Source organism: Enterobacter asburiae (assembly GCF_007035645.1).
Classification (GTDB): domain Bacteria; phylum Pseudomonadota; class Gammaproteobacteria; order Enterobacterales; family Enterobacteriaceae; genus Enterobacter; species Enterobacter asburiae_B.
Genome location: NZ_AP019632.1, coordinates 3,850,789 through 3,864,373 on the forward strand (window position 1 = coordinate 3,850,789; position 13,585 = coordinate 3,864,373).

The following is a 13,585-nucleotide window of genomic DNA, read 5'->3' on the forward strand; positions in this document are numbered from 1 at the left end:
TTAAACTCCTAACTTCCATGACAGGGTACGCAGCAGATCGGCAAACACACCCGCCGCCGTAACATCGTTCCCTGCGCCATAGCCGCGAAGCACCAGCGGCAATGGCTGATAATAGTGGCTGTAAAACGCGAGGGCGTTTTCGCCGTTTTTAACTTTGTACAGCGGGTCGTTGCCATCCACTTCGGCAATCTTCACCCGGCACACGCCATCTTCTTCAATGTTGCCAACATAGCGCAATACCTTACCTTCATCACGGGCTTTCGCAACGCGCGCGGCAAAAGCATCGTCAAGCTGCGGCAAATTTGCCATGAATGCAGCGACATCACCGCTGCTGTCAAATTCTGCTGGCAGCACGGGTTCTATCACGATATCGGAAAGCTCAAGCTCACGGCCCGTTTCACGTGCCAGAATCAGCAGCTTACGCGCCACGTCCATACCAGAGAGATCGTCACGCGGATCCGGCTCGGTATAGCCCAGCTCGCGCGCGGCGCGGGTCGCTTCCGAGAGACTCATCCCCTCATCCAGCTTGCCGAAGATAAACGACAGCGAGCCGGAGAGAATGCCGGAGAAACGCTGCAGCTCGTCGCCCGCGTTCAGCAGGTTTTGCAGGTTCTCGATAACCGGCAGCCCCGCGCCCACGTTGGTGTCGTACAGGAACTTGCGGCGCGACTTGCTCGCCGCCAGACGCAGCTGGTGATAGTAATCCATCGACGAGGTGTTGGCCTTTTTGTTCGGCGTCACCACGTGGAAACCTTCGCGCAGGAAGTCGGCGTACTGATCGGCCACCGCCTGGTTCGAGGTACAGTCGACGATCACCGGGTTAAGCAGGTGGTACTCTTTCACCAGACGGATCAGACGGCCCAGGTTGAACGGCTCTTTCGCCTCGTTCATCTCGGCCTGCCAGTTTTCCAGGTTCAGACCGTGAACGTTGGTGAGTAGCGCTCTGGAGTTGGCAATCCCGCAGACGCGCAGATCGATATGTTTCTTCTTCAGCCACTCCTGCTGACGCTTCACCTGCTCCAGCAGCGCGCCGCCCACGCCGCCGACGCCAATCAGGAACAGCTCGATAACCTGATCGGTGTTGAACAGCATCTGGTGAACCACGCGTACGCCGGTGGTGGCGTCATCGTTGTCCACAACAACAGAAATTGAACGCTCTGACGAGCCCTGGGCAATCGCCACGATATTGATATTGGCGCGCGCCAGCGCGGCAAAGAACTTCGCGGAGATACCGCGCAACGTACGCATGCCGTCGCCGACCACGGAGATAATCGCCAGGCGTTCCTGAATGGCTAGCGGTTCCAGCAGCTCTTCTTTGAGTTCCAGATAGAACTCCTCCTCCAGCGCGCGACGGGCGCGCAGGCAGTCAGCCTGCGGCACGCAGAAGCTGATGCTGTATTCGGAAGAAGACTGGGTAATCAGCACCACCGAGATACCGTTGCGGGACATAGCCGCAAAGACGCGCGCCGCCATGCCGACCATCCCCTTCATCCCCGGGCCGGAGACGCTGAACATCGCCATGTTGTTGAGGTTGGAGATGCCTTTGACCGGCAGACCGTCTTCATCGGTACTCGCGCCAATCAGCGTACCCGGCGCCTGCGGGTTACCGGTGTTTTTAATCAGGCAAGGGATCTGGAACTGGGCAATCGGGGAGATGGTACGAGGGTGAAGCACTTTGGCGCCGAAGTAGGAAAGCTCCATCGCTTCCTGGTACGACATCGACTTCAGCAGCCTGGCGTCCGGAACCTGGCGCGGGTCGCAGGTATAAACGCCGTCGACGTCAGTCCATATTTCACAACAGTCTGCGCGTAAACAGGCGGCCAGCACGGCGGCGGAGTAGTCGGAGCCGTTACGGCCCAGCACCACCAGCTCGCCCTTCTCGTTACCAGCGGTGAAGCCTGCCATCAGGATCATGTGGTCAGAAGGAATTTTGCTGGCGGCGATACGGCGGGTTGATTCGGCAATATCAACGGTGGATTCGAGGTAGTGGCCCACCGCCAGCAGTTTTTCAACCGGATCGATTACGGTCACGCTATGGCCGCGCGCTTCCAGCACGCCGGCCATGATGGCGATAGAGAGTTTTTCGCCCCGGCAGATCAGCGCCGCGTTGACGCCGTCCGGGCACTGGCCGAGAAGGCTGATGCCGTGAAGGACATGTTTGATTTGCGCGAATTCCTGCTCAACGAAGGACTTCAGCTGAGCGTGCGGGAAGCCAGGCAGCACCTCTGCCAGCCCTTGCAGCAAGTCAGCGAAGATACGCTCTGCGTCGCTGATGTTCGGGAGTGCATCCTGGCCACCGATGGTTTTTTCAATCATCGCCACCAGATGGTTCGTGATTTTTGCCGGGGCAGAGAGCACGGTAGCAACCTGCCCCTGCCTGGCGTTGCTTTCCAGGATATCGGCAACACGCAGAAAACGTTCTGCATTTGCCACTGATGTACCGCCGAACTTCAACACTCGCATGGTTCTACCTCGTTTCCTTTAGCCGAAAAAAAAGCCCGCACTGTTCAGGTGCGGGCTTTTTTTTGTTTTTCCTGTACGCGTCAGCCCGCATCGTTACCTGTGGTAATGATGATGGTTGTAGTAATGGTGGTGATGCTGATGCGTTTCATGGATGTTGTGTACTCTGTCATTATTATCTGTCTGTCCTGTATTCTTTTAGGGTTAAAGGATCGGGCACCTTAAGTCAACGAATTTTTAATTTGATCACAATTCGGGAGACTCTCACGTCCCGCTGTTTGCAGATTTATTTTCATCCGATTCGCCCAAGTGCAACCCATCAGTACAGACTTATTCACCATAGTAAAAACTTATGACAGGATTTTACTCCGCCAATTTTTTTTCAATATCGTGCAGCAAACGGTGCAGCATTGCTGTGTCCCGCTGCTCAAGACGCCCCAAACGCTGCTGCAACCAGTCAGCCATTTTTTGATCGTCCGCCACACCCAACTGAGACAACAGTTGCTCAACGCGAGCGCGCAGCGCAGCCAGCTGATTTTCATTTGCCCCTTCTGCCGGTGGTTGAGGGATTTGTATTAGGGAGGCTAATTGATAGCAATAGACCATGACCGCCTGGCCTAAATTCAGGGAGGGATAATCGGCGACCATCGGCGCACCGGTAAGAACGTCCGCCAGCTCCAGCTCTTCGTTGGTCAATCCGGAATCTTCACGACCAAACACCAGCGCGGCTTTATCCAGCCACTGGCTTTTCTCGCTCAGCATCGGCACCAGCTCCGCTGGCGTGGCATAGTAATGGAACTTTGCCCGGCTGCGCGCGGTGGTCGCAACGGTAAACGAAATGTCGTGCAGCGCATCAGCAAGCGTCGCGTAAGTGGTTATATTATCGAGGATATCGCCCGATCCGTGCGCGACCCAACGTGCCGCAGGCTCCAGGTGGGCAGTGCTGTCCACGATACGTAAATCGGTAAAACCCATGGTCTTCATGGCGCGCGCGGCAGCGCCTATATTTTCGGCTCTGGCTGGGGCAACCAGTACAATCGACAGATGCATTTATGCTCTCTTTTTAATCAGTTAGCGGGCAAAAATGTGATGCACTTCAACATATTACGCGGCGCGAATTTACAAAAATGCAACACAAATCACCGAAATAGCGTTTCATAACAAATTAAAAACGCTAAACTATTCCTTGTCTGAACAATCAGTTAGAATGTTAACAGAACACTATTATCCCTATGTTTTATAATGATAATAGCGACATGAATACCCTATTCTGATTGGATTCGCTTCGTTTATAAATCAATGTCCGCAACTAGTTGGTTTATTGAAAAATTGTGACAAAGGCTAGCATTCGGCTACGATGATTTCATCAAACTGTTAACGTGCTACAATTGAACTTGATATATGTCAACGAAGCGTAGTTTTATTGGGTGTCTGGTGTCACTTAGCCTGTTATGTTGCTGTTAAAATGGTTAGGATGACAGCCGTTTTTGACACTGTCGGGTCCAAAGGGAAAGTACCCAAGACCAAGCTAATGATGTTGTTGACGTTGATGGAAAGTGCATCAAGAACGCAATTACGTACTTTAGTCACGTTAAGCCGATCATGTTAATTTGCGACATGCATCAGGCAGGTCAGGGACTTTTGTACTTCCTGTTTCGATTTAGTTGGCAATTTAGGTAGCAAACATGCAGACCCCGCACATTCTTATCGTTGAAGACGAGTTGGTAACACGCAACACGTTAAAGAGCATTTTCGAAGCAGAAGGCTACGATGTCTTTGAAGCGACCGATGGCGCAGAGATGCATCAGATCCTTTCTGAAAATGATATCAACCTGGTGATCATGGATATTAACCTGCCGGGCAAAAACGGTCTTCTTCTGGCGCGCGAACTGCGCGAGCAGGCGAACGTCGCGTTAATGTTCCTGACGGGCCGTGATAACGAAGTTGATAAAATTCTTGGCCTGGAAATCGGTGCGGATGACTACATCACCAAGCCGTTCAATCCTCGCGAGTTAACCATTCGTGCACGCAATCTGCTGTCCCGCACCATGAACCTGGGTACGGTCAGCGAAGAGCGTCGTAGCGTAGACAGCTACAAATTCAACGGCTGGGAACTTGATATCAATAGCCGTTCGCTGATTAGCCCGAACGGTGAGCAGTATAAACTGCCGCGCAGTGAATTCCGCGCGATGCTGCACTTCTGCGAAAACCCGGGCAAAATTCAGTCCCGTGCAGAGCTGCTGAAGAAAATGACCGGCCGTGAGCTGAAACCGCACGACCGTACCGTAGACGTGACCATTCGTCGTATTCGTAAGCATTTCGAATCTACGCCAGATACGCCGGAAATCATCGCCACGATCCACGGCGAAGGCTATCGTTTCTGCGGCGATCTGCAGGAGTAATCCCGCAGTTAACGCATTAAAAAACGGCGCATTTGCGCCGTTTTTTTATTTCCAGATCCGCATCGTATCGTTATCAGGTGCTGCGGGTGGCTCTGGTCGCTTCGGCTGAGAGAGCGAGTACCAGTCGAAATGCCGGGTCAGGTACATCACCGCGAACAGCGCCAGGGCAAGAACAGCAGAGCCCAGTAGCAATGCGCTGTCCTCCGAGCGCAGCAGGAACCACATCACGACATCCAGTCCGAGTAGTGCCAGCACAAACAGCCCGCTGCGTTTCCAGCTTTTCAGCACGGCCTGCAGGTACATTCCGTTCATCGCTGCGCCAACCAGGCTTGCAACAACCCAGGCTGGCGTAAACCCGACGTGTTCAGACAGCGCCAGCAACACCAGATAGAACAGGACCAGCGACAGCCCCACCAGCAGATACTGCATCGGATGAAGGCGTAATCCGGTTAAGGTTTCGAAGACGAAGAAGGCCATAAACGTCAGCGCAATCAGCAAAATAGCGTATTTAATTGCCCGGTCGGTCAATTGATACTGGTCGGCTGGCGTCGCTACCGTGACGCTAAAGGCCGGGAGCGCCTCCCACTCCGGCGACTCCTTGCCGTAGAACCAGCTCTCAAGGTTATTTGCAAACCAGCTGCTCTGCCAGTTCGCCTGGAAACCAGACTCGCCTATCTGATGCTTAACAGGGAGATAATCGCCCATAAAACCCGGATGCGGCCAGTTGCTGTTGAGCGTCATTTCGCTATTACGCCCTACCGGCACCACCGCAAAACTGCCGGTTCCCGCCAGGCTGAGGGACATATCAAGCGCAAACGTTTTGGCTTCCAGCGCTTTGTCGGTCAGCGGGATGTGGATCCCAGCAAGCGCACCGTAGACGCCTGAACCGGGTTCCACGCTTAGGGTCTCACCATTGATTTTAGAGATACTGACCGTGCCAATACCCCGCGCGTCGCCAACGCCCGTCACGATAAACGGCTGCCCTGTCGCGATCGTTTCCCCTTTCAACTGCTTCAGCTCTTCGGTATTAAACTGCGCTTTTATCTTCAGGTCCGTGTTCCAGATCTGCCCGTCATAGATACCAATATTTCTCGACTCAACGCGCTGGTTACCTTCAACAACCAGAGATTCCGGCAGAATGAAATGCATATAGCTTTTCTTGTATTCGACCTTCTTCTCGTCCTCTATCTTGTAGAAGATCTCCGTCATCGGAATCGCAATCATCGGGCCGACCAGTTTTTGCGGTCCGCTGGTACTCTGGCGAAGCGTATTTTCGACATCATTGCGGTAGCTCTCCCGCTCTGATATCAGGTTACTGACCATAAAAAGCGGGACTAACAGCAGCAGGATGCACCCCAGCAGGGTGCTAATTTTCCAGAACAGTGGGGATTTCATCATTACGTCTCCTTTATGATGAGGAGAGCGTAACCAGGCTGTGTGGGGTCAGTTTGAAGTTATGTGAAGGGACGGTGAAGTATCAGCGTGGCCATCACGCCACCTTCATCACGATTACGCAATATAATCTCTCCCTGATGCAGACGCGCCACCTCCTGAACAAACGCCAGCCCGAGCCCGCTGCTCTTCAACCCGTTATCCCGCGGCAGAGAATAAAAGCGTTCAAAAATACGATCCAGCGCGTAATCCGGGATCCCGCTTCCGCTGTCGGTGACGATCAGCTGTATCTGCCCCTGCTCTTCCCGGGCCGCCAGTTCAATGGCGCCGCCCTGCGGCGTAAAATCGATAGCGTTATCCAGCAAATTACCGAGCGCCTGTTCGAGCAGGTCGGGATCGCCTTCAACATGAAGCGAAGCGGGCTGGAGGGTCAGCCTAATCTCTTTTGCCGCCAGCAGCGCCGAGCGCGCGTCGGCAAGACGCGTAAACAGCAGGTCGACACGGACGGTCTGAGGCGTAATCTCGACGCGATTTTCAAGCCGCGCCTGGGTGAGCAGTTTTTCAACCAACGACTGCATGCGCGCGTTTTGCGCCAGAATATTATCGATAAACCGCGCGGCCACCTGCGGCGGCGGCTGCTCGGCGAGAATTTCCGCCGCGCCGCGTATGGCGGCGATGGGGCTTTTCAGCTCGTGGGTCAGCGCATGGACATAGTGTTCAATGTAGTTTTTCCCCTCAAGGCGAATGCGCATATTTTCCAGCGCTAGGGCCAGCTTGTGCAGTTCGCTGCTGCCAGGATTAGGCAGCGGGAGAGGCGTGTCCGTGGTCACCGAGTCGGCATAGCGCGATAACGTCGCGATAGATCGATTGATCCACCACACCACAACGAGGCCAATCAGCAGGGCAATGCCGAGCAGCGCCCCGCCTGCCCACAGGATCCGCCGCTCGCTGCGATGGATAACCGGTGCCATCGCGCTGTTAGGTTTCCCGACCGACAGCACGCCGATAATCTTGCCCTGCTCCACAACCGGCGCGGCCACATACATCACCGTGCTCTCCGGATCGTCAGGATGGCTCTGGGTACTGCGCGCGCCGTATTCGCCGCGAAGCGTCAGCCAGACATCGTTCCAGCGCGAGTAATCTTGACCCACGGCCAGACCGGCGGAATCAAACACGACGCGGCCCTGCGCATCGGTCATGTAGACGTGGTACTCGTTACGCACTTTATGGATCCCGCCGATATTGGCGCGGAAAGGGCGCTGATGTAGCTGAGAAAAGGCCTGCGCCAGTTTGCCCTGCTGCGCATGGCCCGAAAGCAAATCATTACGCCCAATTTCAGCCAGCAGGGTCGCGGTATCGATTAACGTGCCCTCGGTTGCCCTGCGCACGCCGGGCTTTACTTCCTGAACAAAGATCGACAGCACAAACCACGCGGCGATGGCCACGATCAGGAAGTACCCCAGCAATAGCCGCATCCCAATGCGCATCAGTAAAGGCCCAGACTGTAGCCCATACCGCGATGGGTGCTGATGGGTGAGAGTTCCTCGTTCACAGCCCGCAGCTTGGCGCGCAGGGTTTTGATGTGGGTGTCCACGGTACGATCGAAGCTGTCGCCGTCTTCACCCCACACCTTGTCCATGAGCTGCTGACGAGAAAAGACCCGCCCGGGGGCCTGCAACAAGGTTTTGAGCAGCAAGAATTCGTAGCGGGTCAGGGGCAATGCTTCCCCGCACCAGCTGATTCGCGCGGCAGGCTCGTTCAGTTCAAACTGCCCGATACGCAACGTTGCTGCTGGCGCAGCGGATTTTTGCATGCGCCGTAAAATCGTCCGCACCCGGGCGCAGACTTCACGAGGGGAGAAAGGTTTCGCAACGTAGTCATCAGCCCCCATTTCCAGGCCAAGCAGCTTGTCTACCTCATCACTGCGCGCCGTCAGAAACAGCACGGGCAGTGAGGGATGCTGCGCCAGAAGCTGGCGGCAAAGCTCAAATCCACTGATGTCCGGCAGCCCGACGTCCAGAATAGCGAGCGCCGGAACCTGCCGCCGCGCCTCCTCCAGCACGGGTAAACCGCGTTCAAACGCCTTTACCGCGAATCCTTCCTGCTGAAGCATGTAGATCAGCGTATCGGCGATACTGGTTTCGTCTTCAACCAGCCAGACCACAGGTTGTTGCATAGTTCATCCCTGAATTAATGCCACGGCATAATCGGCACCGCGCTGATCGCGTTTTTCGGCGAGCCTTCCACCACTTTGTCAGAGTAGGCAAGGTAAGCCAGGGTGTTGCGTTTGGCATCATAGAAACGCACCACCTGCAGCTTTTTGAACACCAGTGAGGTCCGTTTCTGGAACACCACGTCGCCCTGCGCTTTGCCGTTTTTAATTTTATCGCTTAACTCAACCGGCCCCACCTGCTGACAGGAAATCGCCGCATCGGAGGTATCTTCCGCCAGTCCCAGCCCGCCTTTGATACCACCCGTTTTCGCGCGGCTGACGTAGCAGGTGACGTTTTTCACGTCCGGATCGTCAAACGCCTCCACCACGATTTTGTGGTCCGGGCCGAACATTTTGAACACGGTATCGACGGAGCCAATCTGTTCTGCCTGCGCCACGCGCCCGACCATCAGCATCAACGCGGTGAAGATCAAAGTCTTGTATTTCATATTGTTACCATTCTTTAAAATTACACTGAGCGATTATTCAACACTTTAGACAAAAATGTAGCAAGATCACAGGATTAGAATATATCTGCCTGTAATGTGCTCTAAAAAGCATGAATGCGCAAAAAAAACACTGAATGCTAAAACATCAAAAAATGCTATTATCCGCTAACCTGTTATCAGGCACCTGCTGTTTTAAGGATGAGGATAGTATATGGATCAGGCTGGAATTATTCGCGACCTGCTCACCTGGCTGGAAGGTCATCTCGACCAGCCTTTGTCACTGGATAATGTGGCGGCTAAAGCAGGCTATTCCAAGTGGCATCTGCAAAGGATGTTCAAGGATGTCACCGGTCATGCTATCGGGGCCTATATTCGCGCACGTCGTTTATCAAAATCTGCTGTGGCATTGCGCCTGACCGCGCGGCCTATTCTGGATATTGCCCTGCAATATCGTTTCGATTCACAGCAGACCTTCACCCGCGCCTTTAAAAAACAGTTCTCGTTGACGCCAGCGCTTTATCGTCGCTCGCCTGACTGGAGCTCGTTTGGCATGCGTCCGCCGCTGCGTCTGGGCGAATTCGCAATGCCGAAATACGAAATTGTCACGTTGCCTGAAACCCATCTGATCGGCACGACACAAAGCTACTCCTGTTCACTGGAGCAGATTTCAGAGTTCCGTCATCAGATGCGCGTCCAGTTCTGGCGCGACTTCCTGAGCCACGCACCGACGATCCCGCCAATCCTGTATGGCCTCAACGAAACGCACCCAAGCCAGGAAAAAGACGACGAGCAGGAGGTGTTCTACACCACCGCGCTGACGCCAGAGATGGCCAACGGGTATATTCAGGGTTCGAAGCCAGTCGTGCTGGAAGGCGGCGAATACGTGATGTTCGCCTATGAAGGGCTGGGAACGGGGGTTCAGGAGTTTATCCTGACCGTTTACGGAACCTGCATGCCGATGCTGAATCTGAATCGCCGTAAAGGTCAGGACATTGAGCGCTACTACCCGGCGCAGGATGCCAAACCGGAAGAAGGCCCAATCAATCTGCGTATGGAATTCTTGATTCCGATACGTCGTTAACGCTGCAGTTCGTCAAGCGCAGGGGCATCAAGATGCGAAATGTCCCCTGCCATCTCCACTACCCAGCCCGACGCCAGCCACGCGCTTTCCTGATAATCAATCCGGGAAATGGAGCAGTTGCGCAGGCGCAAACGGCGCTCAGCGTAAGCCGGTAACCCCAGAATGGTGCTCACCAGGCAACCCAACGCAATCCCGTGACTCACCAGCAGCGGACGGCTTCCCGCCGGCAGCTTCAGGCATTCCGCCAGCGCGGCATGCATGCGTACGCTAAGCTCCTGCATGGATTCGCCTTCAGGAATACGGCCATCTTCGGTACCGTTCACCAGCGTGCGGCGCCAGCCCTCCTCCGCTTCCGTCAGCGTATCGATATGGCGTTTCTCCAGCACGCCCATATCCAGCTCGCGCAGGCGCGGCTCCAGCATGACGTCACAGCCGCAGGCATCTGCGATGATGCGCGCCGTCTGCTGTGTGCGACCTAAATCGCTGGTGATCACGTGGGTAATACCCAGCGTTCTGGCGCGTTCCGCCACCTGCCACGCTTGCTGCACACCCTTCTCGGTGAGAGGACTGTCTGACTGGCCTTGAATACGTCGCTCGGCGTTCCACTGCGTTTCACCGTGGCGAACAAGGTATACCTGTAACATGCTTTTTTTCCGTTATACTGCGATGAGTTTTTTTTGAATCGAGCTTAATTATGCACCATGTTGTCTCTGCTACCACTAATCCTGCCAAAATTCAGGCAATTCTAAGGGCATTTGACGAGATCTTCGGCGCAGGATCCTGCCATATTGAGGCCATCGGCGTCGAGAGTGGCGTACCTGAACAGCCGTTTGGCAGCGAGGAAACGCGCGCTGGCGCACGAAATCGCGTGGCAAACGCTAAGGCCGCGGCACCGAATGCTGACTTTTGGGTAGCGATTGAAGCAGGTATCGACGAAGGCGCAACCTTTAGCTGGGTTGTCATCGAAAGCCGCGAGCAGCGCGGTGAAGCGCGTTCGGCCACCCTGCCGCTGCCGGAGATCATTCTGGAAAAAGTCCGTGCGGGTGAAGCGCTCGGGCCGGTGATGTCGCAGTACACCGGAATCGATGAGATTGGCCGTAAAGAAGGGGCGATTGGCGTCTTTACCGCAGGTGCGCTGACGCGTTCAGGCGTTTATCATCAGGCCGTGATTCTGGCCTTAAGCCCGTTCCATAACGCGATTTATCGGTAAGTTTTTTTGGCCGGATAAGGCAAAGCCGTCATCCGGCGTCTTTCAGCAATACCGCTTCCAGCCACTGGCGCAGCTCAACCGGGGCCGACTTCAGGCTGTTCGAGCCTCGGGTGATCGTTGCAATACCCGCGCCGAGCTCATTTTTCAGCTCGCGCTGGCTCATCTCGCCGCGCAGCAACTCTTCAATGATCCGCACGCGGGTGCCCAGCGCCTCACGCTCGTCCGGCGTGAGCATCAGCTGCATAAGGGGTAAATGCAGATCCTGTTCGTAAGACTGACGCAGCAGCTCCACAAAACGAAGCCACTCCAGATGACGTTGTTCGGCCATTGCCGAGGAATACGGGGAATGCTGGGTCATGTTATGCTGCCTCTTGTACTCTTTAGCGAGTACAGCATAACACAACCCACGCCGATCAGTAACGTCTCTGCCACTCGGCATCGCTCATCAGGGTATCTTTCTGCCCCATGAAGTAGCGATAGTAAGCGTCATAGGCCAGCACGTTCTTCACGTAGCCGCGCGTTTCCGAGAACGGAATGCTCTCCACAAAAGCCACGGCGTCGATGCGTCCGGCGCTGTTGCCGAGCCAGGTGCGTACGCGCCCAGGACCCGCGTTATACGCCGCCGAAGAGAAGATGCGGTTATTGCCAAACTGCTGATACACGTACTGGAGATAGCTGGTACCGATGTTGATGTTGGTATCCGGATCCAGAAGCTGCGACGGACTGCTGTAGCCAGGAATATTAAACATCTTCACCGTGTGCGTCGCCGTGCCCGGCATAATCTGCATCAGGCCGCTGGCGCCCACCGGGGAACGGACTTTCGGGTTCCACGCGCTCTCCTGACGGGCAATCGCCATCGCGTAGCTTTGCGGGATATCTTTGCCGCTGGTGTAGCGATCGAACAGATCTTTGTACGCCAGCGGGAAACGCTCTTCCAGATGATCCCAAAGCTTGCCGGCGATCGTCGCCTGCACGCTGAGATCCCACCAGTGATTATCAAACGCATAGCGGGCAAGCTGGGCTTTCTCATCGGTGGTGCGGCTGGTCACCAGATTCGCCCACTCGCTGCGCGCGGTGTTATCCATATTCCAGTACATCAGCTCGCGAACGCGCGCCATTTCAGGCCCCTGCGTCAGCGCCGGGTTCGCGTTGGCAGGCGCTTTATCTATACGGAAAGTGTATTCCTCGCCCAGACGCTGCGCGGCAGCCATTGGGTAAAATCCGCGCTGCTGCATCAGCGAATGGAGGATCTCTTTGGCCTCATCATCACGACCGCGCTCCATCAGCAGATCGGCCTGCCAGTAGCGCCATTCGTCTTTCTCTTTGGCCTCCATAGGCAACCGCGCGAGCCAGGTATTCAGCCCACGGCGATCGCCCGTGCCCAGCGCCATGCGCACGCGGCGTTCCACCAGCGACGTAGAATTCGAACGCATAATGGCATCGTCACGCCAGCGCGCCTGTTCATCGGTCACATCGGTGCCCATCAGTCGCCACGCCACGATGTCGCGCAGCTCCTGGGTTTGCTCCTCATTGAGCTGCTGCGCCTGCACCAGCTGCGGGATCATCAGCCGCGCGTTTTCGACATCGTCACGCGCCACGCTGGCAAAGGCCACCGCCGCCATCTGGCGGGTAAAATCGGTCGCGCCCGTACTGCGGGCAAAGGTCAGGACGCTGTTTGGATCGTTAGCCAGTGAGATAACCGCCGTGGAGATCGTCTGGTAATCGGACGGCATCTGCCCCGCCAGCGTGGTCACCAGACGCGTGTTACCGGCTTTCATCGCCAGACGGATGCGCTCAAGGTAGGACAGGGGATCCTGCTTGCCGGAAGCACGCCACGCGCTAAACAGGGAATCACAGGCGTTCGGCTGGTTTTTTCCGGTCAGCCAGAGCTCTTTAGCTCCGGTCCAGGCCTCTTCCTGCTGGCCGGTCGCCCATTTTGCGTAGTAATAGTTACACTGCGCTTCGGTGGCGTTCGGCTTTTCCGGGCTAAACGCCAGCAGGCCGCGCCAGTCTTCACGACGCGCCAGCTCATTCACAAAACGAGACTGGAGATTTCTGGCAGGCGGCAGGGTCGGGTTCGCCTGAATGAAGTTATTCACGGTGACGGTAGGCTGGTTCATCAGATCGTCGGTTATCTGGCGATACTCCAGATACGGATACAGCGGATAATCCTTTAGCGTCGGCATCAGCGCCTGCACGGTATCCATCTGCTTGTTGTCCCACGCCTGTTTAATCTGGGCGTAGCGGTTACGTTGTTCATCCAGTGAATCGGCATGCACCGCCTGGCTTACCGCCATTACGCATACGCTGGCAGCCAGCAGACGCCAGACCACCCGTTTGGCTTTTTCCACAAGCTCTTCCTCATTGTTTTTTCGTCAA

Annotated in this window: 14 protein-coding genes and 1 other annotated feature; of the genes, 3 read left to right on the forward strand and 11 right to left on the reverse strand. The window is 55.5% G+C overall.

Going from position 1 to position 13,585, the window contains the following annotated elements; all coding sequences use genetic code 11:
* From thrA to yjjY, 4 genes are all read right to left on the reverse strand, one after another.
* Positions 1–2,463, reverse strand: coding sequence for a bifunctional aspartate kinase/homoserine dehydrogenase I (gene thrA, locus FOY96_RS18370; protein WP_143347548.1), 2,463 nt, complete (start codon positions 2,461–2,463; stop codon positions 1–3).
* Between the two features lie 24 nt (positions 2,464–2,487).
* Positions 2,488–2,605: a sequence feature (Thr leader region), on the reverse strand.
* The gene (gene thrL, locus FOY96_RS18375; RefSeq protein WP_015572623.1) at positions 2,544–2,612 is read right to left on the reverse strand and encodes a thr operon leader peptide; all 69 of its coding nucleotides are present in this window, start codon (positions 2,610–2,612) and stop codon (positions 2,544–2,546) included. Its footprint overlaps the feature before it by 62 nt.
* Before the next feature lie 211 nt (positions 2,613–2,823).
* Positions 2,824–3,510 carry a tRNA/rRNA methyltransferase gene (locus FOY96_RS18380; protein WP_029740855.1) on the reverse strand — a complete coding sequence of 229 codons (687 nt, stop codon included), beginning with the start codon at positions 3,508–3,510 and terminating at the stop codon, positions 2,824–2,826.
* Positions 3,511–3,909: 399 nt separating this feature from the next.
* Positions 3,910–4,050 (reverse strand): YjjY family protein, encoded by a 141-nt coding sequence (gene yjjY, locus FOY96_RS18385; RefSeq protein WP_085928893.1) that lies wholly within the window; start codon positions 4,048–4,050, stop codon positions 3,910–3,912.
* Positions 4,051–4,145: 95 nt separating this feature from the next.
* On the opposite strand from yjjY, the gene arcA reads away from it, so the two are divergent.
* Complete coding sequence (gene arcA, locus FOY96_RS18390) at positions 4,146–4,862, forward strand: two-component system response regulator ArcA (protein ID WP_003856501.1); 717 nt, start codon at positions 4,146–4,148, stop codon at positions 4,860–4,862.
* Positions 4,863–4,907: 45 nt separating this feature from the next.
* Here the strand turns inward: arcA and creD are convergent, their stop codons facing one another.
* The 4 genes from creD to creA are packed head-to-tail and all read right to left on the reverse strand — an operon-like array spanning position 4,908 to position 8,915.
* A complete protein-coding gene (gene creD, locus FOY96_RS18395; protein WP_045888138.1) occupies positions 4,908–6,260 on the reverse strand; it encodes a cell envelope integrity protein CreD in 1,353 nt (450 codons plus the stop codon).
* A gap of 56 nt (positions 6,261–6,316) precedes the next feature.
* Positions 6,317–7,741 (reverse strand): two-component system sensor histidine kinase CreC, encoded by a 1,425-nt coding sequence (creC, locus tag FOY96_RS18400; protein WP_143347549.1) that lies wholly within the window; start codon positions 7,739–7,741, stop codon positions 6,317–6,319.
* Entirely contained in the window at positions 7,741–8,430 is a 690-nt protein-coding gene (gene creB, locus FOY96_RS18405; RefSeq protein ID WP_048979037.1) for a two-component system response regulator CreB, read from the reverse strand. Before creB ends, creC begins: the two co-directional genes overlap by 1 nt.
* 14 nt (positions 8,431–8,444) lie before the next feature.
* Positions 8,445–8,915: a protein CreA gene (gene creA / locus FOY96_RS18410; protein WP_023334448.1), complete on the reverse strand. Its 471-nt coding sequence runs from the start codon at positions 8,913–8,915 to the stop codon at positions 8,445–8,447.
* Positions 8,916–9,126: 211 nt separating this feature from the next.
* On the opposite strand from creA, the gene robA reads away from it, so the two are divergent.
* On the forward strand, positions 9,127–9,996 hold the full coding sequence (gene robA / locus FOY96_RS18415) for an MDR efflux pump AcrAB transcriptional activator RobA (protein WP_033144587.1): 870 nt from the start codon (positions 9,127–9,129) through the stop codon (positions 9,994–9,996).
* On the opposite strand, the gene gpmB is transcribed toward robA, so the two are convergent.
* Positions 9,993–10,640 carry a 2,3-diphosphoglycerate-dependent phosphoglycerate mutase GpmB gene (gene gpmB, locus FOY96_RS18420; protein WP_023310332.1) on the reverse strand — a complete coding sequence of 216 codons (648 nt, stop codon included), beginning with the start codon at positions 10,638–10,640 and terminating at the stop codon, positions 9,993–9,995. The two genes, robA and gpmB, sit on opposite strands and share 4 nt — an antisense overlap.
* Before the next feature lie 50 nt (positions 10,641–10,690).
* Here gpmB and yjjX point away from each other — a divergent pair, with 50 nt between their 5' ends.
* Positions 10,691–11,206 carry an inosine/xanthosine triphosphatase gene (gene yjjX / locus FOY96_RS18425; RefSeq protein ID WP_023334447.1) on the forward strand — a complete coding sequence of 172 codons (516 nt, stop codon included), beginning with the start codon at positions 10,691–10,693 and terminating at the stop codon, positions 11,204–11,206.
* A gap of 28 nt (positions 11,207–11,234) precedes the next feature.
* Here the strand turns inward: yjjX and trpR are convergent, their stop codons facing one another.
* Both trpR and sltY read right to left on the reverse strand, forming a co-directional pair.
* The gene (gene trpR / locus FOY96_RS18430) at positions 11,235–11,564 is read right to left on the reverse strand and encodes a trp operon repressor (RefSeq protein ID WP_039260875.1); all 330 of its coding nucleotides are present in this window, start codon (positions 11,562–11,564) and stop codon (positions 11,235–11,237) included.
* 55 nt (positions 11,565–11,619) lie between these two features.
* Complete coding sequence (sltY, locus tag FOY96_RS18435) at positions 11,620–13,557, reverse strand: murein transglycosylase (protein WP_094934493.1); 1,938 nt, start codon at positions 13,555–13,557, stop codon at positions 11,620–11,622.
* Positions 13,558–13,585 lie beyond the last annotated feature (28 nt).

Excerpts from the sequence above, each read along its gene's own strand:
- thrA (WP_143347548.1), bottom strand. The coding sequence starts at position 2,463 with ATGCGAGTGTTGAAGTTCGGCGGTACATCAGTGGCAAATGCAGAACGT.
- FOY96_RS18380 (WP_029740855.1), bottom strand. The coding sequence starts at position 3,510 with ATGCATCTGTCGATTGTACTGGTTGCCCCAGCCAGAGCCGAAAATATA.
- arcA (WP_003856501.1), top strand. The coding sequence starts at position 4,146 with ATGCAGACCCCGCACATTCTTATCGTTGAAGACGAGTTGGTAACACGC.
- creD (WP_045888138.1), bottom strand. The coding sequence starts at position 6,260 with ATGATGAAATCCCCACTGTTCTGGAAAATTAGCACCCTGCTGGGGTGC.
- creC (WP_143347549.1), bottom strand. The coding sequence starts at position 7,741 with ATGCGCATTGGGATGCGGCTATTGCTGGGGTACTTCCTGATCGTGGCC.
- creB (WP_048979037.1), bottom strand. The coding sequence starts at position 8,430 with ATGCAACAACCTGTGGTCTGGCTGGTTGAAGACGAAACCAGTATCGCC.
- creA (WP_023334448.1), bottom strand. The coding sequence starts at position 8,915 with ATGAAATACAAGACTTTGATCTTCACCGCGTTGATGCTGATGGTCGGG.
- robA (WP_033144587.1), top strand. The coding sequence starts at position 9,127 with ATGGATCAGGCTGGAATTATTCGCGACCTGCTCACCTGGCTGGAAGGT.
- gpmB (WP_023310332.1), bottom strand. The coding sequence starts at position 10,640 with ATGTTACAGGTATACCTTGTTCGCCACGGTGAAACGCAGTGGAACGCC.
- yjjX (WP_023334447.1), top strand. The coding sequence starts at position 10,691 with ATGCACCATGTTGTCTCTGCTACCACTAATCCTGCCAAAATTCAGGCA.
- trpR (WP_039260875.1), bottom strand. The coding sequence starts at position 11,564 with ATGACCCAGCATTCCCCGTATTCCTCGGCAATGGCCGAACAACGTCAT.